This window comes from Microcoleus sp. S13C4 (assembly GCF_036700865.1).
Taxonomy (GTDB): Bacteria; Cyanobacteriota; Cyanobacteriia; order Cyanobacteriales; family Microcoleaceae; genus Microcoleus.
This window is the reverse complement of the sequence record NZ_JAUBPS010000063.1, coordinates 1-22,031: the sequence shown is the minus strand read 5'-3', so window position 1 is coordinate 22,031 and position 22,031 is coordinate 1. Positions and strand designations below refer to the sequence as shown.

Genomic DNA, 22,031 nt, shown 5'->3' with positions numbered 1-22,031 from the left:
ATGTTTTTCGCTTCAGAAGAACTAATTGCACTGATTGTTTCGATTGCGATCGAGAGCTTATTTGTCGCCATCTGCGCTCAAGTTAGAAAAAAAGACTGGCGAAAGCTAGCAATAATTACTGGTGCTGCCACATCGATCACTCATCCTATAGCGTGGAAGCTGTTTATCGAACTATCACCGTATTTAAGTTTCCCGATGCGTTCCCTATCGATCGAAACTGGTGTCGCGCTTGTTGAGAGTTTAATGTACCGATGGGCAATTGGTTATTCATGGCGATGGAACATCGGCTTATCTTTCGGTGCTAATCTCGCTTCCTATAGCTGCGGACTTCTGTTTTATTATTGGCAGGGGTAATAGCAATAATAATGGAATTTCTAACCAAGCATGAATAGCTGCTGCGATGCCGTAGAAAGCACGAGTAAGTGCAAACGAATGCTGAAAAGCTACTAAAAAATAAACCGATATTCCAGCCAACAACCAGTAGAATTTTTTAGATGGAAGCCAGAATAAGAATGTTTCCGCATCCTCTTTCGTCCACCGCGAAAATAAGCCGATGACCGCTGCATAGTGCATACACTGGAGAAAGGTGGCAGCCGAGAACAATGGATAAGCAATTGATAAATGTTGCCATGATGGTGCAACAAAAGCATTTAAATAATGGGTGTTTGTTTCAAGGGGAAATTTTATTATACCTAAACTTTTTAAACTAATAATTCCTATTGGTATTCCTCCAAACACGAGTCCGCAGATTAATAACGTGCGAAGTAGTTTAGTACGTTGTCGTTCTAGAATAAATGCTACTGGTGTTAAATTGTGAACGAGCGCCAGTATAACTAAGGTAGCAATCGGGTCTTTGATAATCCCAATACCGCATAAACAGCTAACAGCTAAACCAAGTATCCCCAATTGCCAATTCTGTCGATAAACGTGGTGAGTAGCGACTAAAATTAATCCTAGTCCGGCAAATAATTCCAACAAAGGAGCTAACTGAATGCTAATTAGCCCAAAGATAGCACAACAGCGTAATAAAGCAATTGATAGGACTAATTGCAGCAAACGCCACTCAATTGTTTTATTTAAATTCTGATAAAAACGGCTATCGATATAGCGTAATTCAATAGCAATGTGAGCAATGCCGAACGTGAATAGTGTGGTGGCATAAGTAGTAAAGGGAAAAGCAATTGCACTCAATGCACTAACTAAAATAATTAGTCCGCTCCCCATAATTGTAGTCATTTGCGGCTTACCATCTACTTTTTTCTTATTCTGGAAATAATTATCCATCCTAGTATTGCTATTCCGATTACCGGAAAAACGAGCCAGTTGAGGGCTAGTTGCCTGTCTTGCTTAACTAGAGATAGCTGTAAACCGTCCAAATTAAGCGATTTGACTTGAAAATTATCTTCTACCTTTTGGTATATTGCAGGTAGCTCGCTTGGTGGCTGAATAGTTGGAGTACCTTTAATCAGCGCATTTTGGAGATTAATATTTTCAAGTATCGTTACTTGGCTACTATTTTCTAAGTCTTTGGGCTGGACTTTATTTTTAGCAATTGCTGAGATTGTTGCAATGGGTCTATAACCATAGACTGGGACGCATTCTCCTGGTTGAATTAATATATAAGGGCTGGGGGGTGCATTAGGATTTACTGAACTAATTTGTAAGAATAGCCAATAGTCTGGATACTTTTCTTGGTTAGTAATTTTCACGCAGTAACTAAAATCGCGCGTATAACCTGGGCTTGGTGGTAAATCGGCTAGAATCGTCAAACCCTGAAAGTATGGCATATTTACAACTATCATCAGCCACTCCACAGTTAAGTTTAATGATTGGCGGGCTTTATGCTGAATCTAATCGGCGGATGATTTGCTTACTAACTTTTGTTGGTAAGGCTTTGTAGTCCTGGGTTTGGGATTTCTGACTTATGCGATAAAGACTGTTTCAGCAAGCCCTACTAATCCATTATACACGCAATTTTTCAATCGCTTCCTCTTTAAGTTTCGCCTCAACTTCGATCCACGGTGCGTTGCGATAAGCGCTTGGCATCACGGTAATTACCGCTCTTCCATCAATCTTATGAGAGAATAATACAGAAAAGTGTCGCAAACCGTTGGCTGGCTTATGTTTGGGGCAAGAGAACCTGCATCGGGAAAAAATGGGAATCCTAATCTGTGTACAACGACTTCGGCAAAAGCACTACGCGGGTTTTGTCAGCCTTGCCGTAAATCAAGAGCTGGCCACTCTCACCGCATTGCTGACAAGTTAAACTAGGGAAGCATTTGTCAATCAGCAATTATGCTCAAATTTTCTTCAAATATGGGGTGAAAAACGGAAACTTGGGCGCTCGTGCGAGCGTGCGGAGCGCCATATTGATGCCCGCTGACCCCAAATCGCGAATTTTCCACTCTTCAAACAGCACTATTTTGAGTATTATTACTGATTGACAAATGTAGCAAAGTCTTAACTTGTCACGAATGGTTGACGGTTGACGGTTGACGGTTGACGGTTGACGGTTGACGGTTGACGGTTGACGGTTGACGGTTGACGGTTGACTAATAACTAAACCCCAGCCGCAGTAAAAGCAGCCCAATAATAAGGATTGGCAAAAGGATAGGGTTTGCGGTTGCGAATTTGCTGCAAAGAAGCCTCCGCAATCAGGCGAGAACTTTGAGAAAGCCGATCGAACATTTGCGAAATTTGAGGTTGAAAATCCGCCAGCAACACCTCCAACTCCTCGCTAGTCAAATCCCGCAGCCACCTTTGAGCGTCCCCCAGCGCGATCGCCACATCTCCCACCTGCAACGCAGAAAACCGTCCCAGATTTTCATAAAACTTGCTCGTCAGCAGTAGCGTAGAAACATCGTTCACCTTCCAAAGACTGCTCACCACACTAGACGTGCCAGCATACAACAAACCCGCCGACAAACCCACAAAATCTCCTCCAGCACCGTTAACTCCGCCAGCGGCAATTTCGCAACCCGATAAAGTAACTAAAAAATATTGCCGAAAATCCAGATTAAAAATTTCCTCCAAACTCAGAGAATCATTCCTCAAAAACACGGCGGATTTCAGCGGCCAAGCCAAATTAAGCAAACTCAAACAAGCAAAATGAGCGCATTTTTTCTGCTGCAACTGCCCTATTTGCTGGGGCAAATTCCCATTATTAGCAGACATTGCTTGGGAAAAAGCCCCTTTAATTGCCGGCTTATGGCGCACAACTTCTGTACTGGCAAAATACTGGGAAATATTGCCGATTTCAATGTTGCTGTAGAACGCATCTCTGGTGAAAGTTGGAATTGCCAAAAGGTGCTGCAAACCTGGTCTGTACCGACCAATAGCCGCTCCGTGTGCACTTTGTCTCAACAGCAATAGCTGACAGCTAGGAGCATAGCGAATTCCTCCAGGAAATCGATCGATCAAATAAGCAGCAGGCGCTGCAACGTCGCCAAAAGACGAACTTTGAGAAAAATCCGAAAGGCTGTAGGTTTCCACATCAAAACCGCTGCGATCGCTCCACCCAGACCTAAAAATTCCCCCACCGTCCTCAAACCCGTCTCTCCCCGCCAAAGGCAAAGCGTGGAGTGGCAAAGCGTGCAAAAATCGGTGTGGCACAAAAATCAGCCGATCGCAATTATCGGGAATCAGCGCCACCACTTGATCGATTTCCAGCATCGTAGCCAAGCGTTTGAGGCGAGTCGGGAGATGATTGATCCAGCGACCTTTTTGTTCAGAATAAGCGGTGAGGTACTCCTGGCCCCAACTTTCGGCAGCCAAAGCATTTTCCGGGGAACACAGGTGAACGGCGGGATATTGTGCACTCTTTACCACCACAAAAGCAACCAGCAACTCCCCCAAACTCGCCCACACCACAGCAGCGCAATTGTCATCAGGCAACAATTGGCGAATTTGCTCGAAAGCGATCGGTTCAACTTTGTGAGCTAGGCTGAAGAAAGGGTCGTTTGCCTGCACCTCCCGCGCAATCAACCTATCAAACTGCTTCCACAATTGATTTAAGTGCATGAAGTCCGTGTTCGGCAGCAGAGAACCGCTGTTCAAATCTTGGCTATCGCCCTCAGAAATCAAGGTCGTGTTCGGCTCAGGTTCTCCCTGTTCTTGGTGCCGCTGTTCCCCCGCTATTTCCAGTTGCAGCGACTCCAACTCGCTTCGCACCGCTGCAGGAATTTCGGCTTTCGGAGTCAAGTGGCATTTAACCAGCAGTTCTACCAAATTCCGATTTTTGTGGCGTTCGGCGTATTCCAGAGCCTTAGCGTAATATTCAGGTTGGCTAGCGCCGAGTTCCAGGCAAACTTGCACTAGGCATTTATAGAGCCCAGCCCAGGTGCGGGTTAATTTGACTTTTGCGGTACTCGTCTGATCGCCAAAATCGACTGTATCAACCCCAACTTCGCAACGCAAGAATTCAACAGTATCGACCGCAGCAGTAAAAACCCCGTAGGCGCGAAGCAAGTCGCCTCGAACTCGGTAAGCTTGACCCAAATAAAATAAAATTTCAGCCCAGCGGTGGGGATAGGTTTCGCGAGTGTAGACTTGGCAGGCGCTGTGATAGCAGGCGATCGCACTTTCCATGTGGGACAAGTTTTCCGCCTCGGTCAGTTGCGAATAAGCCCTGCCGAGATAAATTTGCAGCATGGCCCAGCGGTTGGGATATGCCTGCCTGGTGTAGACTTCGCCCGCATTTTGATAGCAGGCGATCGCGCTTTTTAGGTTGCGGTTTTTTTCCCCTTTCACGTGTTCGCAGAAAGCGCGGCCGAGGTAAGCACACAGCATTGCCCAGCGTTCGGGAGTTTTTTGGCGGTTGCAAAACAGCAAAGCATTTTGATAGCAGACGATCGCCATTTCCATATTTTCGGCTTTTTCCCCTTTCACCCGCCGACTGTAGATCCTACCGAGGTAAGTTTGGATCGAAGCCCAAGCTTCGGGAAATTTGATGCGGGTGTAGACTTGTAAAGCATTTTGATAGCAGGCGATCGCCATTTCCAAATTTTCCACCGGATCGCCTTTGATGCGATCGACAAACACCCGACCCAAATTCCTTTGAGTCGTCGCCCACTGCTGCGGAAAAGCTTCCCGAGTCCGCACCTGCAAAGCTCTCTGATAGCACGTAACCGCGTATTCGAGATTTTCAGCTCGGTTGCCCCGCAGCAACTCGCAGTAAGCATTTGCCAAATTATTTTGAGTTGTAGCCCAACGCCGGGGAAACACCTTGCGGTTGTAGACTTGCAAAGCATTCTGGTAGCAAGCGACTGCCAGTTCCAAATTTTCAGCTCGGTTGCCCCGCAGCCGCCGGCTGTAAGCACGGCCGAGATTGTTTTGAGTGCTCGCCCACTCTTCCCCGAAAGTTTCGCGGGTGCGAACTCGCAGCGCGTTTTGATAGCAGGCGATCGCCTGTTCTAGATTGTCTGCCGGATCTCCCCTGAGACGCTCGCTGTAAGCGTTGCCCAGATTGTTTTGTAGCGTCGCCCACTGTTCCGGGTACTGTTCGGGCGTGCGTACTTGTAGGGCATTTTCAAAGCAAGCGATCGCCTGTTCGATATTTTGAGCCTTATCACCTTTGGGACGATCGCTATAAGCGTTGCCCAGATTGTTTTGCATCACCGCCCATTCTTGGGGAAACTCTTGGCGGGTAAACACCTTAGCAACTGTTTCGTAACCGGCAATTTCAATTTCCAAGTTATTAGCCTTGCTGCCGAGGGGAAACCGCCCAATTTTGTTGCTGAGATTGCCGATCAGGGCTGCAATCCGCCTTCTCTCGGATTCTTTGGCAGCAGAAAACACCAAATTTGCCCAGCAGCGCAGCAGTTGTGCAAAATTCTGGTCGAGTTTATCTAAATTGTTTCTCAGCAGCGAGTACAGGTGCTGCGAATCAGCGCTGCGCGTCACTGCCTGCAATACTTCTGCTAAAAAAGCCAGATATGCTGCCCCGGTTGCGGGCAATTTATAATTGCCCTTTGCAGATTCTAAGGGTGCGATCGCCCTTTGGAAAAATTTTGCAGCTTTCAGCAAACTTTCTCGCGTCAGTGCCGGTTCTTCCAAATAAAGCGTTTGCACAAACCCAAAGTCGATCGACTTTGGGTTCGTCCTCAAAATCAAATCTATTCCTGAGTCCCCAGGATTTTCCAGCAGCGCTTGGAGCATATTAACATCAGTTTTGCGACGCTGTTCGTCCATCGTGCATTCCGCCAAACTATTAACCATAGGAGCGCTGATTCCGTGCAACCAAGTGAACTACCCACCCCTAAATCGTAGTACCGAATATAGTAGGGGCTTCTGTACTCATAGGCGAGTGCCTTAGCTTATACTTTCCTCCCAGCTTTGGTCTTACCTCGCATCCTACTAAAGCCGAAACGGCTGAACCTTCCGCCTTTAGTATTTTGATACCTTCTGCTTTCATCTTTATCGCTGCGTTCCCCTCCCGATCGCGATCTGTAGCACAGTGAGGACAAGTCCCTTCCCTCATATCTAATGGCATCTCGGTCATTGGATAGAAACAATTAGAACAGAGTTTAGAACTGGAAACCCCTCTATCAATCTCGACTAAGTTCCCGCCTTTGCGTTCCAACTTGTAGGCTAAGAAGTGGGTAAAACTTCCCAAAACCTCATCTAATATTGCTTTCGCCAAATTTGAATTGCGAATCCTGTTCCCGAAATGAAAGTTTTCTACTATGACCGCGAGGCGATCGCTGACTAACTTATAACTAAGTTTATGTAGAAAATCTTGCCGTGAATTCCTAAATCGTTCGCATACATTGGCAACAGCTTTTCTAGATTTGTATTCAGAATTACTTCTTTTCTGCTGGTTCCTTAACTTTGGCTGCTTGCGCTTCAAGTTCTTCTCGTGCTTTGCCTTGTCATATTTAGATACTTTTTCGCCCTCGGTGACAATAGCAAAGTATTTCACTCCTAAATCAATGGCATAAATCGTACCTTCTTTTGTTGTCGGGTTCTCACCCTCAATTTCTGTCAGTATAGATGCCAGATATTTCCCTGAATAATTGTTACTAATAATTCCACTCTTAATTTGACCCTCAATGAATCCCTGTTTTTTTGGTGTGGTTATTCCTATATTGCGGAAAATTTTAACATGGCAATCTACTTGGGTGAACTTTTGAGCATACGAAAATGACTGTTTCTTACCCTGAAATTTTAACTTAGGAAACCCCGCAAGTTTATCAAAAAACTTTTTGTGAACCGTGGTTAAGTGGATCGTAGTAGCGGGCAAAACTTGGCTATAACCCTCGCCTAACCCTGCACTTCCATCGGATTTTTTGATAGCAGCTAAAACTGTTTTGAACGCGGAGAAGCCAAGTCTTTTACCACTTTTTTTATAAACTTCAGTTGATTTATTGTGACCATAATTAGACCACCAACGCGCACACCCAAAAGTTGAAGCTACTTGTATTTTTTGATTTTGGGTAGGATACAAACGAACTGAGATAGCCTTGGGTAGCAATCAACCTCACCTCCTTGGTTCTTATATTCTCTCACAACATACAGTTGACGAGCAAAGTATTACGAAAAAATTTGCTGCCGAGGATTACATCTTTTCTCTGTTGAAAGCTGTCCCAAAAATTGCTTGAGGATGCAATCGTCGTCACCCGCCCTTCCCACTATAACGGTACTCCGTTTAATGGGAAGGGCGCTAGTTAAACCAGGATTCACAAGTCCCAACAGACACGCCGATAGCGAAACTAGCACCTGCAAGGGCTAATAGTATAATTTTGCGCGTTGATCTTTATTGACACTCCCGGTTAAAAGCGCCGTCAGTCTTTCGGGTCGGGTTTCACAGACAGTTCTAAACTTGACAAACCCGCCCTGACAGACTTGCAGCGGGGCGGGTTTACTTTTACCCCGATCGGACTTAGGCTAAGAAACCGGGTTTCAGGGAAACTATTGGGTTTGGTAACGAGAAATCTCGAAAGAAACCCGGTTTCTGAGGAAGAGTGTGTCCTGGACTAAGCGAGTTATCTAGGATATTGCGACAGCTTCAGCGCTACAGCTAACAAAAAGCTAGTCAGTAGATTTTACTGTACCGCTTGAGAACGCAAGGCTGATTCTACTGCCTGCAGAGCTCGATCGACTTCAGCGGAGGTGACAATCAGCGGCGGGACAAATCTCAGCACTTTCGGCCCAGCAGGAACCAACAACACTCCGGCGGCGATGGCAGATTTGACGATATCGCCCGATGTCAGTTCGATGTCAGGTTGCAATTCCATCCCAACAATCAAACCCCAGCCGCGCACTTCGGCAATTAAATGCGGATATGTGGCCGCCAACTTGTTGAGGCCTGCTTTCAACTGTTCCCCGCGCTGCTGCACGTTTTCTAGAAGGTTTTCCCGTTCTAAAGTTTGGCACACACACAAAGCTACAGCGCAAGCAAAAGGATTGCCGCCGAAAGTGCTGGCGTGACTTCCCGGTTCAAATACATCGCAGAAAGATTTGCACAGCATAGCGCCGATCGGGATACCGCCACCCAACCCTTTCGCAGACGTAAAGATATCCGGTTCAATGCCGAGGTTTTCGTAGCCCCAGTATTTGCCGCTGCGTCCCATCCCGACTTGCACTTCGTCGAGAATCAGCAAAATGCCTTTTTCGTCGCAAATTTCCCGAATTCGCTGGAAGTAGGCGATATCTCCGGGGCGAACTCCGCCTTCGCCTTGCAGCGCTTCCAGCATAATTGCAGCTACTTGGCGTTCGTCTTTGTCGAGTTCCTCGATCGCACTTTCGATCGCACTAATATCGTTGTAGGGCACATAGTGAAATCCGGGAACCAAAGGGCTAAAACCCTTCTGATATTTAGGCTGTCCCGTGGCCGTAATTGTCGCCAAAGTCCGCCCGTGGAAACTCGCAACGGCGGTAATGATTGTCGGATTCGAGATATTTAATTTTTCGTGGGCGTACTTGCGGGCGAGTTTAATTGCCGCTTCATTAGCTTCTGCGCCGGAGTTGCAAAAGAAGGCTCTGTCCGCGCAAGAATGGTCTACAAGCCACTTCGCCAGCTCGCCCTGTACGGGGATGTAATAAAGATTAGAAACGTGGTGTAGGGTCTGAATTTGCTGAGTTACCGCTGCAATCATTGCCGGGTGGGCGTGTCCCAGAGTGCAGGTAGCAATACCTGCGACAAAATCGAGATATTCGCGGCCCTCGGTATCCCAAACGCGGCAGCCCAGGCCCCGTTCTAGGGCGATCGCAAAACGCCCGTAAGTTGTCATTACATAGCTGTCGAAGCTCTCAGAACTGAAGGGACTGGCTTCGGCTTGCACGCTTGGTTCTTTTAGTAAGGTTTCTGGACTCACGAATCGCTCCTTAACACATAATATGCAGACCTCGATTGTACGGTAAAAATCCAGGTTAGCGGTGCAGGCTGTTAGTTTTGTCATAAAATCATAACAGTAACAACAATTAATCCCTCACAAATCTACTGATGAGTTATTACATTTCTCCTAACTTTCTCGATAAAGTTGCGGTGCACGTCACTAAGAACTTTTTAAATTTGCCCGGGGTAAGAGTTCCCCTAATTTTGGGAATTCACGGCCGTAAAGGAGAAGGCAAAACTTTTCAAACCGAACTGGTTTTTCGGCGGATGGGCTTTGAACCGGTGATGATATCTGGTGGGGAATTAGAAAGCCCGGATGCAGGAGATCCGGCGCGTTTAATTCGCTTGCGCTACCGGGAAGCTGCGGAGCAAATTCGCGTGCGCGGCGAGATGTGCGCCATCTTTATTAACGATTTGGATGCTGGTGCTGGCAGGTTCGATACTACTACTCAATATACTGTCAATACTCAGATGGTCAATGCGACTCTGATGAATATTGCTGATAATCCAACTAACGTGCAGTTACCGGGAAGTTATGACAGCACGCCGCTGCACCGAGTGCCGATTATTGTCACGGGAAATGATTTCTCTACGCTTTACGCGCCGCTGATTCGCGACGGGCGGATGGAAAAGTTTTATTGGGAACCCAGCCGGGATGATAAAATTGGCATTGTTGGGGGAATTTTTGAGTCCGACAAATTGTCAAAAACCGATATTGTGGCGTTAGTCGATAATTTTGCCGATCAGGCGATCGACTTTTTTAGCGCTTTGCGATCGCGCATTTATGACGAACAAATCCGTGAATTCATTCACAAAGTAGGAATCGAGCGAGTTTCCAAACGTTTGGTAAACACTTTGGAAGCAGCGCCCGATTTCCATAACCCGAATTTCACCCTCGCTCATTTATTAGAAATGGGCAGTTTGATGGTGGGCCAACAAAAGCGGATTAAGGAAATGCGCTTAGTAGATGAATACAACCAATCGCGGCTTTTTAACGTTCAAGGAACCCCCAATCCTCCTGCTGCTGCGCCCACGCAAAGTCAATTAAACGACCCCTCCTCGAAATATTATAAGGCTTACGAGGAGCCCAGTTCTGAAGGTGGTAACGGTCATGGGGCGCGGCTGAGTTCCGAGGTATTGGAACAAGTAAAGCAGTTGTTAGCAAGAGGCTGCAAAATTGGCATGGAATATGCAGATAATCGCCGATTTAAAACTGGTTCTTGGCAGAGTTGCGCGACGATTAAAACTGAACAAGAAAAAGATGTGGTTGCATCTTTAGAAACTTGTTTGGCGGAACACGGCGGCGAATATGTGCGGCTGATTGGTATCGATCCAAAAGTCAAGCGACGGGTAGTTGAAACAATTATTCAGCGGCCGCAGGGTTAAAGCTAAAGTAGTTAAAGTTATAAAGGACACAACACTGTTGTGTCCCTACAGGCAATATCTTCTTACTCTCGTCATAGACTACTAGACAGACAGAGATGATGCAAACCAGCGGCGAATTAATTCTACTTGGAAACGGTAGCCCTCATTAACTTCCTCAATCAATTCGCGTTGCAGAAGTAAATTGAGAGCATCGGATTTATCGCGAAAGTGTTGCAAAATAGTTAATCGGCTGACTATTGCCCCTTCTCCTTGTGCTGCCAAAAACTGCAAAATCGCTAATCCTGCTGCATCTGCTTGATTGCTTTGAATATCGGCAAAAAAGAAACTGCCAACACTTAAAGCATCTGGTATTGCTGCTTCTACATCGGCTAAAGTTGCCAGTCGGCGGATAGATGGATCTTGCTCGTTTTTTAGTGCGATAATTTCAGCGCAGAGGAGTTGTATTAGGAAAGGGTGACAGCGGGTGAGTTGCAAGACTCGCTCAACCGCATTGGCTTCGTAACGCAGGGTAAAATCATGAACGGGTTGCTCAATTAATTGACGCGCTTCTGGTTGTTTGAGATAGCTGATATGAACGACTTGAACATTGATTAAATAGCTAGCCCAACGCTGAAATTCTTCTATTGTATGGGAACCAGCTAGCAGCACTTTGAAGCGGGGACGATGTTGAATCAGGTGACGCAACATTCCCAGAACATCCTCCTCATCAAAGCGTCCTTTTGTGATGGCATTATCTAGCGCCTCGAATTCATCGAATGCAAGCAGGGCAATATTTTGTTGTAGCGCTTCTTCTACTTTGCCCAGCCATTCATCAAAGCGGGTGAAAGGGTCATCTTGCAGTGTTTCGCGCTTAAGAGATGGGAGAGTTAACGCACTTTGGCGCTTGGCTGAGTCTGCCATACTCCTAGCGATATTGTAGAGAAACCCAGCAGAATCACTTGCTGATGAAACTGGGCCTTGCAAGTCTACAAACATGGGAATGATAGTGCTGGGTAGCAAGCGTCCCAGGTTGTTGAGCAGGGATGTTTTGCCCATGCGCCGCTGACCGTATAGTAGCAAGGGAGGGCGGCGGCGGTCTAGAAGTAATTGCTCGATGCGCGTACTGATGTAAGTTCCACTTAAGTCAACGGGTTTGACAAAGATTTCCTGGTGTTCTGTCAGGGGTACTCCGATGATATAAGGGTTGTCGATTTCTTGGCGAAGTTCAACTGCTTCTGCTAGTTCCTGCACATAATCAGTGATAATTTCATTCCAAAGAAAAGCTATATACTGAAAGGACACGGCATATTTATCGTTGCTACGGGTCAATTCTCGAATTAAACCATTTAATCTTTCTGCTACAGCACTGAGGGCTAAACGCTGGTTGTAAGCACTATTTTGGTTGAGGGCTGCTTCTACGTCCTCGCTGATGTGACTAAAGCTAATCAGGAGCCAACTAACTGGACTATTCAGTTCTCCAAGGGCTAGATTGCGGTAGGCCTTACCGATAGCAGCTACATCTTCACAACGTTCTAATTCCCGTGCATCAAGTTCAATTTGTACCTCTTGTGCAGCCCAACGCTGACGACTGGTACTTAAATAGTTGAGTGCGGCTTTGCCCTCTTCTGGATTCCGCCTCATTACTAAGAGAACGTGCTCGTCTAAACCTTGCAGGGGAAGGCGCTGCCACTCATCCCAAAAAGCCGAATGCCAAGGTAAGAAGCTGGGTTTAGTAGCTGTGCGTCGTTTGTCTAGTTGGTAAAGCAGAATATTCCATCCCGTGAGGAAAGGATACAGTACCACTGGCAGCCATAAGTTGATAGTACCTACTCCCACGCCCGAGGCCACGCCCGAGGCCACGCCCCACCCCCCGCCCGACGCCACGCCCCACCCCACGCCCCACCCCACGCCCGACGCCACGCCCAACGCCACGCCCGACGCCAAGCCCCACCCCACGCCCGACGCCACGCCCGACGCCACGCCCGACGCCACGTCCGACGCCTCCTTCAACGCCAGCAGGATGATCGTCAACAGGATGTTCGCCATCAGCGCCCAGGCCGACGCCCCGGCCCCCCCCACGGCAGCCGCCACGGCCGCCACGGCCGCCGCCACACTCAACGCCACGCCCGACGCGTTGAGCAAGGCGTTGCTCAACGCCACACTCAACGCCACGCCCGACGCCACACCCGACACCACGCTCAACGCCACGCTCAACGCCACGCTCAACGCCACGCTCAACGCCACGCCCGAGGCCACACCCGACGCCACGCCCCACACAATCTTTTCTACTGGCACACCTAGTAGCCAAAGCACTAAGGCAACAAAAATTGAATTAGCTAGGACAGGCAAAACCAGAAATGCTTGTATTAGTAGCTTCCACAAAGCTGGGTTTTGCCATCTTAAACCTCTTTTGCTGTTAGATTGGGTGTCTAAAGCAGGGTCAATACGCTTGAGATGATTTTGCCAAGCCGAGGGATGAAAGAAAAGCCAGAACAGCAGTTGCAGGCTACCCAGAATTAGGTTGCGATGCTGTTCTGGTGAATTGGTGTAGGCGTTGGGCGGCACATTTTGCGAGGTCATCCGATTTTAGATTTTAGATTTTAGATTTTAGATTGAACCCACAGATAAATGCGAGGGCTGGCGATAAAATTGCTTTACGTACTTAATTTTGAGTAGTTTCATAAATATAACGATCGCTAGACAAATTGCTCAAATAAATGAGTGAAGGGCTGCATCTGTTGTAACCCTTCTTCATGCCAATCATCCCCGATTTCCCCATCTTCCAGACTAAATAATCGTTCTCGACAAAGGATTTGCAGCAGCAGAGGCCAGCATTTACTTTGAGTCAAGATCCACTCGACATCCTCAGCAGGAAAAGGCATGGGCGAACTGGCTGCTATCAACTCCCGTGCTTCAGCTTCAGTCAAAGCACCCAGAGTTGTGGTATATCCAAAGATATTGAAAAAAGGTGAACTATGTCCCGTGCTAGTCGCTAAGTCGATCGGCGATTCAGGAGTTGCCAAGACAAAGCCTAAATTCCCATTGGTTTGGTTTGTTGCCAAAGAGCGCAAACTCTCCCAAAACCCATCATCTAATTCGGGACAGCGCTGCAACCCTGCCCCAATTTCATCTAATAGGATGACTGTAGGCTGACGTAAATTACTGCTAACCACATCCATAAATCTATCTAAGTCGCAAGGGCTGGGAACTGACATTTTTAGGGATTCTAAAATGTAGCGCAGCAGCCCTTCCCGATTTTGCCGTCGCGCATCTTGAAAATCTACGAAAATCCAACGATAGTTTTCTGGAGAGGGCAACCAGTCCGATTTTTGACCGGGGCGCAACTGTTCTGTTGGGGTGGTGGTAATATTTTTCAAGTAGTGCAGCAAAGAAGTCTTGCCACTGCGCCTCTTGCCGATAATGGCAGCATTTTGCAGGGGACGGCGTTTCAGTAAGTCGAATAGGCGTTTTAGTTCCTTCTGTCGCCCGAAAAAGTAGCGCGGATGGGTGATGGGAGTGCCTGTTACAAACGAGGAAGTTTCGCTATCTTCTGCATTTTGCAGTTGATTTTTAGGAGCAAAATCACAGTCACCCTCCTCCAGTTTTAGCTGAAGCGCCCTAAAAACAAGTTCAATAGAGCTTTTTTGGACTCCTTCACCGCGCACTATTTTCCTGACTGTATCAGAACCTAACGTTTCATCATTAAGCTCAAGTTGAATTTTTTTAACTATCTTACTGACGGCATTTTTTTGACTGCTGATACCTAACCGATGTATCTCAGCCTGAAGTTTCTGCTGTCCTGTGGGTGTCAGTATCACACCGCGAGCGCGCGGCAGCCTCCGTGAATTCATAAGTTGGCGAAGTTTAACGTTCGGGTGACGATATCCCCGAACTTAAGGAAGATAGTAATAGTTTATATGAACTTAAGCCAGTAAACCAAGTTTGCTCGGATCTCAGCCTCCCAAACTGAAAAGCTAGCTGGAACTGAGATGGCAAAGTTAATTACTCAAAATCTACAAAGTTCCTGCCTATCGTCTTCAGAATCGTCCCAAAGCTGTTTCAGTAGGTGGAAGATAGACGTTGTAGAGTTTAAAGAAATGAAATGCTTCTTAATAAGTCCAATACCAACCAACCATTCCCTTCAGATGATTACCCAGAAATGAAGCGAGATGTCATTCAAGAACGTTTGCGTCAAGCTAAATTCATTTTTAACGTGACTCTTGGGTTAACAATAGTAAGTGCCTCCATCAGTATTTTAGGCATCGGACTGTTGTTTTCTGGGAAAGTCACAGAAGGATCAGTTGCCACCGCTGGCGGATTAACATCAAACATTGTCAGCGTTAGGTTACTCAAGTTTACAAAAGAAACGAACGACAGACTCGATCGCTTAGCCAAAGAATTCAAAGACGACGATTAAATAAAAATAGTTAAAGTAGGGTGCGCCTTCCGCGCCTGACAAATTACCAATTCAACTAATGCGCGCTTTGCAAGTCAAAGTAGGGTGCGCCTTCCGCACCTGACAAATTCAACTAATACGCACCTGGCAAATTCAAGTTAAATTATGCAAAAATTTATCAAAAGTTGCGCGATCGGGCATAGCAACTTGAGCACCCACTTTAGTTGTGCACAGAGCGCCCGCTGCTGCGCCCCACCGCACCGCCTCTGACAAGGACAGACCGGCATCTAATGCGGAGGCCAACCCGCCGTTAAAAGCATCGCCAGCAGCTACAGTGTCGATCGCCTCCACAGCAAAAGCCGGTACAAAAAAGGTTTCATCCGCCGTAACAGCAACAGCCCCGCGATCGCCCAATTTGACAATAACATTCTTGACCCCACGCTCCTGCAAGTGTTTGGCAGCTACAATCGCTGTTTCGGTGTCGTTCACCCGAACACCGGCTAACTGGCTCGCTTCCACTTCATTCGGCGTGATAATGTCAATTAGCGGATAAAGTTCCAGTGGCAAATCTGCCATAGCCGGTGCTGGATCGAGAATAACTCGCACCCCCGCTTGATGAGCAATTTTCGCAGCTTGTTGGACAAATTCCTGGGGAATTTCTAACTGTAAAAGCAAGGATGTAGCTGACGGTAACAGTTTTTTGAGACGTTCTATATCTGCTTCACCGACATTATTGTTGGCGCCCGGAATCACAATAATATTATTTTGACCTGTCTCGTCTACCGCGATAATTGCCACTCCTGAATGAGTGTTTTGGTCTATTAATACATTGTCTGTACTTAAACCATAAGATTGTAAATTTGTCAATAATTCCTCAGCAAATTTATCGTTGCCGACGCGACCGATCATGTGGGTGGAAGTGCCGAGACGGGCGGCGGCGACGGCTTGATTTGCTCCTTTGCCACCGCCGGCTGTGAAAAAATTGCTACCGATGATAGTTTCCCCTGGTTGCGGCAACCGGGGAGTTTTTGCTGCTAGGTCGATGTTGATACTGCCGAATACGATGATGGTCATAATTTAAATTGGGAATTGGGCATGGGGAATTGGGCATGGGGCATGGGGCATGGGGCATTGTAGAATTGGGAATTGGTAATGGGTAGCAACTCGCAAATAACCCATAACGAATAAATATCTCCCATAATTATCGTGGAACAGGCAGGATGCCTGTTCAAAATCTGCTTTTTAGGAGAAGTCTAATAACAGCCAACAGTCAACAGCCAACAACCAACCGCCATCAAACGTGCTAGAACAGTTATGGTCTTCACAGGTCAATTCAATGGCTGCAATTACTCTCGATCGCAATCCCTGTGTCCTGCTAGTTGAAACAGACGAAGTTCTCGCCGGACACTTGAGTCTCGACTTAAAATCCTCCGGTTACGAACCCGTAGTGGCTTCTAATACCGCCACCGGCCAACATTTAGCCCATGAATTGCAGCCAGCTTTGATTGTAATTGACCGGATACTTGGCCCTGAGTCGGGGCTGTCACTGTGTTCTTACCTCAGAAGTATTGGCAATCGGGTGCCGGTGCTGCTATTGGTCGGTCGTGATACAGTTGACGATCGCGTAGCTTGTCTGGAAGCTGGGGCGGATGATTATTTTCTCAAACCTTACCGCACTGAGGAGTTTTTGCAGTTGGTGCGCTTGTATTTGCAGCCGGATAACACCAGCAACGAACAATTGAGGTTTGGCGATTTAGTTTTGGATTTGGCCTCTAGGCGGGCCCTGCGGAACGGACGGGCGATCGACCTGACGATGAAGGAATATGAGCTGCTAAAGTATTTGATGGAACATCCCCGCGAGGTTTTGACTCGGGAACAAATTCTCGAAAATGTTTGGGGTTACGACTTTTTGGGTGAGTCGAATGTAATTGAGGTTTACATCCGCTATCTCCGCCTCAAGATTGAAGATGAGGGCGAAAAGCGCTTGATTCAGACGGTGCGCGGTGTTGGCTATGTGATGCGGGAAGCTTGAAGAAGTCGTTAGTCATCAGTCATCAGTCATTAGTCATTAGTCCATTGGCAGTTGTCAACAGTCAACAGTTAACAATTCCCAATCTAAAATCTAAAATCATTATGAGTTATTTAACTAATTTGCTCGGTATTGGAGTAAGTATATTTTTGCTGGGATGTTCGCCGACTTTACCGATCGCAAATGCTGGTGCTACTGGTATTTTGGCGGCTCAGTCTCCGACGGCGACAACATCGGGTCAAGTGCTGGCTGTTTCTGCTAGAGCTCGGATAGCCGATCGCCCAATTGAACTCGAAGTGGCTAAAACAGCGGAACAACAGGCTATGGGTTTAATGTACAGAACTTCTTTGGCCGATGACAGAGGAATGCTGTTTGAGTTTAAACCGGCGCGGTGGGTCAATTTTTGGATGAAAAATTGCAAGATTTCTCTGGATATGATTTTTCTGCGGGATGGGGTTGTTGAAGCCATCGCAGCCGGAACACCTCCTTGTACTGCCGAGCCTTGTCCCACCTACGGGCCTGATACTGTTGTCGATCGAGTTATTGAACTCCGGGGCGGGCGGGCTGCTGAACTCGGTGTCAAAGTGGGCGATCGTATTGAAATCGAGTTTTTCCAGTAAAACTTCGGACTCTTTCAGTAAAACCTGCAAAAAGACACCATCCCCCGGTTCCCATCGCCCAGAGAGCCCCCTACCTTCGGAATACCCAAGAAAATTTAGAAACTTTACAAAAATTGATTAAATCTATTAAAATATTAATGTAACATTCAGTACAAACACCGAAAGATTTGCTACGATGTCGATCTCAGTCAGTCAGGACTTGAGCTTGTTTCCGGAAGTTGTAGATTGTTGGTCGCAGGTATGAGACGAGTCAGCGACTCGTTACCAATCCTGAGAGACGATACTCAGCCTCAAGGTGTAGCAACACGAAAAGAAATTCTCTGGAAGTTCTGGCGATCGAGCTAAATCTACTAAACCTATCTAAAGTAATATGCTACGAGCCAAGTTAATTGGCGGTAATTGGCAAACTTAACTTCTGGTAGCAGTTTCGGGTTTGCTCGAAATATCTAACTAATTTTGCCGAAGTAGATTTGCGGATTCTGCATTTCGGCAGATGAAGTTAAACTCTGAACCTGGTTTAGTAGTTTTAGGTAGCAGAATTTATTCTGATTCGCGCTGCAAAGATGCCGAGGTATTCAGTTTAGGTTCGATCGCGATCGCAAGTCGATCGGGCCGACATCAGCAAAATTGCAAAACCTTTCACTTTTTGGGAAAGGTTAGCTTGTGCGCTCGCACTCAGCATTACGTTTGGCAGTTCAACCGCTAATAGCGTTTTAAAAGCTATCGACGGTAACAAGACAAATTTAAAACTGGCTTATTACTCATCAAAAACATCAGGTTCACATCAGAAAATGGTGTCCTATACTTAGAGGTGAAATCACATGGCACCCGCTACATACACTCGATTAATTCGATTTTTACAAGAAGATTTGGCAATTTCGCCCGCCTCAATTGCTGTCGCCGAACGTGTCGGCGATAACAAACAGCGGCAGCGTGATAAAGACCCGAATTCCTTGCCGATGGTTCTTTGGCAGTATGGTTTAGTCACTCTCGACCAGTTGGATAAAATCTTTGATTGGTTATCCGAAGCATATTAAAAGGATTTTAGATTTTAGATATAAATAATCCAAAATCCAAAATCCTTTAACAACTGAGATTAGGATTCAGCCAAGAATTTGGCAGCAGCGGCAACGCCGGCACCAGGAGTGTAGCCTTCATGACCCAATTCTCGCAACACGACTTCTAAAGAGGAAATTGCTGCTAGAATATCGCGATCGCACACAAAGCCCAAATGACCGATGCGGAAGATTTTACCTTTCAAATGGTCTTGTCCGTCGGCGAGAGCAATGTCAAATCTCTTTCTCATCAAAGTCCGCACTTTTTGAGCATCTACGGATTCTGGTGGCATAACCGAAGTAATCGCAGGGCTGGCGGCATCATCAGCGGCAAACAACGGCAAACCTAAAGCTTTTACAGCAGCGCGAGTAGTTGTCATTAAGCGTTTGTGTCGCGCGAAAACATTTTCCAACCCTTCTGTTTTCATCATCTGCAGCGATGCTTGCAGGGCAAAAAACATATTGACAGGGGGAGTAAAAGGAGTGGTATTTTTGGCAGCGTCTTTGCTATATTTGCCCAAATCCAAATAATAGCGGGGCAGTTTTGCAGTTTTGTAAGCTTCCCAAGCTTTGGGACTGACTGCCACAAAACCCAAACCTGGAGGAATCATGTAAGCTTTCTGAGAACCCGAAGCAATGACATCGATTCCCCAAGCGTCCATCGGAATATTGACAGCGCCTAAGCTAGTGACAGCATCGACCATAATTAAAGCTTCACCGTGCGCTTTAACGTGGCGGTTGATGGTTTCGAGGTCGTTGAGGACGCCGGTAGAGGTTTCCGAGTGGGTGATGATGACAGCTTTGATTTGCTTCTCTGTATCTGCTTCGAGTTTTTCGCGGAAGTTTTCGGGGTCTAAAGGTTGGCCCCACTCGGCTTTAATAATTTCGGCGTTTAAACCGTAAGCTTCGGCGACTTCGGCCCAGCGTTCACCAAATTTGCCGTTAGTGCCGACTAAAACTCGATCGCCCGCACTCAAGAAATTAATTATCCCAGCTTCCATCGCCCCGGTACCAGAAACCGTTAAACTCAGCACGTCACTTTTTGTTTGGTGCAGCCATTTGAGGTTTTCGGTACATTCTGCAAAAATCGCGTCAAATTCCTTGCTGCGGTGGCCCATCGGGTGTTTTGCCATCGCTAACAATGCCGCTTCAGGTACCGGCGTTGGGCCGGGAATCATCAGCATTAATTTGTTGTCCATGATATTGTCCTAAGTTTTTCTGTGGGAGTTATATAGAATAAATCAAATACGATACGTCACGTCGCTACTCTAACTTTTTTAACTTTTAACTCCCTTGTGGTTAATTTCATTGAGAGACCAGCGATGTTCTACCGCTAAGTTAGATCGCTCGCAGCTTTGTTCTAATTGCTTTTGAATGGCCAGGGCTTTACGCAGTGTAATAATAAGTTGGTGCACTTGTTGTTGCTGCGGCGATTGTGGACTGACAGCAAACATCGTTTTGCGCTCTAACAATTGAAGTAGCAATTCATAATGAATGTACGAAGGAAGGGGGATTGGCTCCATGAAAGCTAACATACCTCAGCGAACCGACACCCCATTGCAATTGCATGAGGCATCACAGGTGAACATTAGATGCCCGATTTTTTATTTGTTTTCTAACCGTACAGCAACCCCTGCTTTGCCGATAGAATATTCGGGGCTGGGTGAGTTGTACACGCTAAATTTTGCGATCGACAGGCTTACAGAATAGATTTAATTGCTTTCTGGCAAAATATTTCTATGCAATATAGCTTTCAGTGCTATTTCTTTTTTACAGTAGCGCTTGAGTCGATGCAGGCTAGAAATTCTCATTATTTACCTACTTAATCATTTTTTATCAGAATTAAGGGTGGTTTGTCAAGCGGTCTCGCCTTTCACAGGCTGGGAGGGCGATCGGCAAGGGAGGCTAAAGCGGCGCCTGGATCGGGCTGCTTGACGAGAGATTCGCCGATGAGGACGGCTTCGGCGCCGGCGGTGGCAACTTTAGCTAGGTCGTCGGGAGTGTGGATTCCTGACTCGCTGACGATGAGGATGCCTTTTGCTTGGATTGCGGTTTGTCGATCGGCTAATAGTTGACCGGTAGTTTCTAAGCTGACGGAAAAGTCTTCTAGGTTGCGGTTGTTGATGCCGATCAGGTTAACGCCTTGTAGGGTTAATACTCGATCGAGTTCTTCGAGAGTGTGAACTTCTATTAAAGCTGTCATGCCCAAAGTCTTGACAATTTTTACAAAGTATTGTAAGTCTTTGTCAGAGAGAATAGCTGCGATTAACAATACAGCATCGGCGCCGTGAATCCGGGCGAGATAAATTTGGTAGGGATAGATAATAAACTCTTTGCAAAGTAAGGGTAAATCGACGGCGGCACGGATTTTAGCGAGGTTGTCGAAGCTGCCTTGAAAGAACTTTTCATCTGTGAGTACGGAGATGCAACTGGCGCCGTTTTGTTCGTAAGCTAGAGCGATCGCCACTGGATCGAAATCTTCGCGAATTACGCCTTTGCTGGGGGAAGCTTTTTTAACTTCGGCGATAATAGCGGGTGTGGTTTTGCCGTTTTTAAGGGCGGCAAGAAAGTCGCGAGTTGGCGGTGCGAAGGGGAGTTTTTTGTGCAGTTCGGATAACGGGGTGCGATCGCGCTTTTGGGCTACTTCAGCTTCTTTTTGCCAGACGATTTCTTCGAGGATGTGCTGGGGTTCGGCGTCGGGTACGGCGATTTGGTAGCTGAGGTAGAGTACGGAGACGGATGTGCTGGGGGGACGGCGACGGATTTGAAGCATTGTTACTCGTTGATACTAAGGATTATTGTAGGGGCGATCGGGCTTTTTGCAATTGGCGAGTAAGGATTGAAGCCGCAGCGATCGCTGATGCAGCGATGGAAATCGCCCCTACAAAGGCAAAACCCGCCTGCGCGGGTTAAATTGCACAAGTCTGGCGTTGCGCGGACTTTAATTGTGTAGCGACAGGTGGAAACCTGTCACACCGATTGTTTTGTGAAAATTCCCAAATTGCATTTGTAGAGAGGCGATCGATCGCCTCTCTACAAGATGCGATCGTTACTGAGAGTTTTTGTTCAGAACAATAACAATGACAACTTTCTGGGAGTCTTGTTTTTTAACTTCCCTTCTGCGTTGACTCCGGATCTGAGTTCGCGATGGCGGAGAATAGACCTCTTGCGAAAGTGCGCTCGTTCTAGGTAAAATAAAAGAAAAAATTAGATTAATAATATGAATTACGAA

The 22,031-nt window shown here is 46.8% G+C and carries 17 protein-coding genes; 6 read left to right on the top strand and 11 right to left on the bottom strand.

The features are described from left to right. Window positions 1–288: 288 nt before the first annotated feature. The 5 genes from QT996_RS22225 to QT996_RS22205 form a co-directional block, all read right to left on the bottom strand. Window positions 289–1,284 carry a hypothetical protein gene (locus QT996_RS22225; protein ID WP_333048974.1) on the bottom strand — a complete coding sequence of 332 codons (996 nt, stop codon included), beginning with the start codon at window positions 1,282–1,284 and terminating at the stop codon, window positions 289–291. Continuing rightward, window positions 1,251–1,802, bottom strand: coding sequence for a hypothetical protein (locus QT996_RS22220; RefSeq protein WP_333048971.1), 552 nt, complete (start codon window positions 1,800–1,802; stop codon window positions 1,251–1,253). The genes QT996_RS22225 and QT996_RS22220 overlap by 34 nt, the downstream gene beginning before the upstream one ends. A gap of 757 nt (window positions 1,803–2,559) precedes the next feature. Then, window positions 2,560–6,216, bottom strand: a complete 3,657-nt coding sequence (locus QT996_RS22215) for a CHAT domain-containing tetratricopeptide repeat protein (RefSeq protein ID WP_333048968.1) — start codon at window positions 6,214–6,216, stop codon at window positions 2,560–2,562. 40 nt (window positions 6,217–6,256) lie between these two features. Then, the gene (locus QT996_RS22210) at window positions 6,257–7,471 is read right to left on the bottom strand and encodes a transposase (protein WP_333048967.1); all 1,215 of its coding nucleotides are present in this window, start codon (window positions 7,469–7,471) and stop codon (window positions 6,257–6,259) included. A gap of 571 nt (window positions 7,472–8,042) precedes the next feature. Further along, window positions 8,043–9,314 carry an aspartate aminotransferase family protein gene (locus tag QT996_RS22205; RefSeq protein ID WP_333048965.1) on the bottom strand — a complete coding sequence of 424 codons (1,272 nt, stop codon included), beginning with the start codon at window positions 9,312–9,314 and terminating at the stop codon, window positions 8,043–8,045. 128 nt (window positions 9,315–9,442) lie between these two features. Between QT996_RS22205 and QT996_RS22200 the strand changes: the two genes are divergently transcribed. Beyond that, entirely contained in the window at window positions 9,443–10,720 is a 1,278-nt protein-coding gene (locus QT996_RS22200; RefSeq protein ID WP_333048964.1) for a ribulose bisphosphate carboxylase small subunit, read from the top strand. A gap of 81 nt (window positions 10,721–10,801) precedes the next feature. Here the strand turns inward: QT996_RS22200 and QT996_RS22195 are convergent, their stop codons facing one another. Both QT996_RS22195 and QT996_RS22190 read right to left on the bottom strand, forming a co-directional pair. Further along, window positions 10,802–13,279 (bottom strand): AAA family ATPase, encoded by a 2,478-nt coding sequence (locus QT996_RS22195; RefSeq protein WP_333048962.1) that lies wholly within the window; start codon window positions 13,277–13,279, stop codon window positions 10,802–10,804. 116 nt (window positions 13,280–13,395) lie between these two features. Continuing rightward, the gene (locus QT996_RS22190; protein ID WP_333048959.1) at window positions 13,396–14,550 is read right to left on the bottom strand and encodes an ATP-binding protein; all 1,155 of its coding nucleotides are present in this window, start codon (window positions 14,548–14,550) and stop codon (window positions 13,396–13,398) included. Window positions 14,551–14,801: 251 nt separating this feature from the next. Here QT996_RS22190 and QT996_RS22185 point away from each other — a divergent pair, with 251 nt between their 5' ends. Beyond that, window positions 14,802–15,116 carry a TRADD-N-associated membrane domain-containing protein gene (locus QT996_RS22185; RefSeq protein WP_333048956.1) on the top strand — a complete coding sequence of 105 codons (315 nt, stop codon included), beginning with the start codon at window positions 14,802–14,804 and terminating at the stop codon, window positions 15,114–15,116. A gap of 132 nt (window positions 15,117–15,248) precedes the next feature. Here the strand turns inward: QT996_RS22185 and rbsK are convergent, their stop codons facing one another. Then, entirely contained in the window at window positions 15,249–16,169 is a 921-nt protein-coding gene (rbsK, locus tag QT996_RS22180) for a ribokinase (RefSeq protein WP_333048953.1), read from the bottom strand. 262 nt (window positions 16,170–16,431) lie between these two features. On the opposite strand from rbsK, the gene nblR reads away from it, so the two are divergent. The 4 genes from nblR (at window position 16,432) to QT996_RS22160 (ending at window position 18,781) form a co-directional block, all read left to right on the top strand. Next, window positions 16,432–17,127, top strand: a complete 696-nt coding sequence (gene nblR / locus QT996_RS22175; protein WP_333048952.1) for a response regulator transcription factor NblR — start codon at window positions 16,432–16,434, stop codon at window positions 17,125–17,127. A gap of 101 nt (window positions 17,128–17,228) precedes the next feature. After that, window positions 17,229–17,744, top strand: coding sequence for a DUF192 domain-containing protein (locus QT996_RS22170; protein ID WP_333048993.1), 516 nt, complete (start codon window positions 17,229–17,231; stop codon window positions 17,742–17,744). A gap of 493 nt (window positions 17,745–18,237) precedes the next feature. After that, window positions 18,238–18,450 carry a hypothetical protein gene (locus QT996_RS22165; RefSeq protein WP_333048950.1) on the top strand — a complete coding sequence of 71 codons (213 nt, stop codon included), beginning with the start codon at window positions 18,238–18,240 and terminating at the stop codon, window positions 18,448–18,450. A 115-nt stretch (window positions 18,451–18,565) separates the two neighbouring features. After that, complete coding sequence (locus tag QT996_RS22160) at window positions 18,566–18,781, top strand: DUF2949 domain-containing protein (protein WP_333048949.1); 216 nt, start codon at window positions 18,566–18,568, stop codon at window positions 18,779–18,781. A 59-nt stretch (window positions 18,782–18,840) separates the two neighbouring features. Here QT996_RS22160 and QT996_RS22155 read toward each other — a convergent pair whose 3' ends face one another. The 3 genes from QT996_RS22155 to trpC form a co-directional block, all read right to left on the bottom strand. Further along, window positions 18,841–19,998 carry an alanine--glyoxylate aminotransferase family protein gene (locus QT996_RS22155; RefSeq protein WP_333048947.1) on the bottom strand — a complete coding sequence of 386 codons (1,158 nt, stop codon included), beginning with the start codon at window positions 19,996–19,998 and terminating at the stop codon, window positions 18,841–18,843. 78 nt (window positions 19,999–20,076) lie between these two features. Beyond that, a complete protein-coding gene (locus QT996_RS22150) occupies window positions 20,077–20,322 on the bottom strand; it encodes a DUF5340 domain-containing protein (protein WP_041623669.1) in 246 nt (81 codons plus the stop codon). Window positions 20,323–20,672: 350 nt separating this feature from the next. Further along, entirely contained in the window at window positions 20,673–21,572 is a 900-nt protein-coding gene (gene trpC, locus QT996_RS22145; protein WP_333048946.1) for an indole-3-glycerol phosphate synthase TrpC, read from the bottom strand. Window positions 21,573–22,031: the final 459 nt, after the last annotated feature.

What these genes read in the sequence shown, in the direction of transcription:
- QT996_RS22225 (WP_333048974.1), bottom strand. Translation starts at nt 1,284, where the DNA reads ATGGATAATTATTTCCAGAATAAGAAAAAAGTAGATGGTAAGCCGCAA.
- QT996_RS22165 (WP_333048950.1), top strand. Translation starts at nt 18,238, where the DNA reads ATGAAGTTAAACTCTGAACCTGGTTTAGTAGTTTTAGGTAGCAGAATT.
- nblR (WP_333048952.1), top strand. Translation starts at nt 16,432, where the DNA reads ATGGCTGCAATTACTCTCGATCGCAATCCCTGTGTCCTGCTAGTTGAA.
- QT996_RS22160 (WP_333048949.1), top strand. Translation starts at nt 18,566, where the DNA reads ATGGCACCCGCTACATACACTCGATTAATTCGATTTTTACAAGAAGAT.
- QT996_RS22190 (WP_333048959.1), bottom strand. Translation starts at nt 14,550, where the DNA reads ATGAATTCACGGAGGCTGCCGCGCGCTCGCGGTGTGATACTGACACCC.
- QT996_RS22195 (WP_333048962.1), bottom strand. Translation starts at nt 13,279, where the DNA reads ATGACCTCGCAAAATGTGCCGCCCAACGCCTACACCAATTCACCAGAA.
- QT996_RS22200 (WP_333048964.1), top strand. Translation starts at nt 9,443, where the DNA reads ATGAGTTATTACATTTCTCCTAACTTTCTCGATAAAGTTGCGGTGCAC.
- QT996_RS22215 (WP_333048968.1), bottom strand. Translation starts at nt 6,216, where the DNA reads ATGGTTAATAGTTTGGCGGAATGCACGATGGACGAACAGCGTCGCAAA.
- QT996_RS22185 (WP_333048956.1), top strand. Translation starts at nt 14,802, where the DNA reads ATGCTTCTTAATAAGTCCAATACCAACCAACCATTCCCTTCAGATGAT.
- trpC (WP_333048946.1), bottom strand. Translation starts at nt 21,572, where the DNA reads ATGCTTCAAATCCGTCGCCGTCCCCCCAGCACATCCGTCTCCGTACTC.
- QT996_RS22170 (WP_333048993.1), top strand. Translation starts at nt 17,229, where the DNA reads ATGAGTTATTTAACTAATTTGCTCGGTATTGGAGTAAGTATATTTTTG.
- QT996_RS22220 (WP_333048971.1), bottom strand. Translation starts at nt 1,802, where the DNA reads ATGATAGTTGTAAATATGCCATACTTTCAGGGTTTGACGATTCTAGCC.
- QT996_RS22155 (WP_333048947.1), bottom strand. Translation starts at nt 19,998, where the DNA reads ATGGACAACAAATTAATGCTGATGATTCCCGGCCCAACGCCGGTACCT.
- QT996_RS22150 (WP_041623669.1), bottom strand. Translation starts at nt 20,322, where the DNA reads ATGGAGCCAATCCCCCTTCCTTCGTACATTCATTATGAATTGCTACTT.
- rbsK (WP_333048953.1), bottom strand. Translation starts at nt 16,169, where the DNA reads ATGACCATCATCGTATTCGGCAGTATCAACATCGACCTAGCAGCAAAA.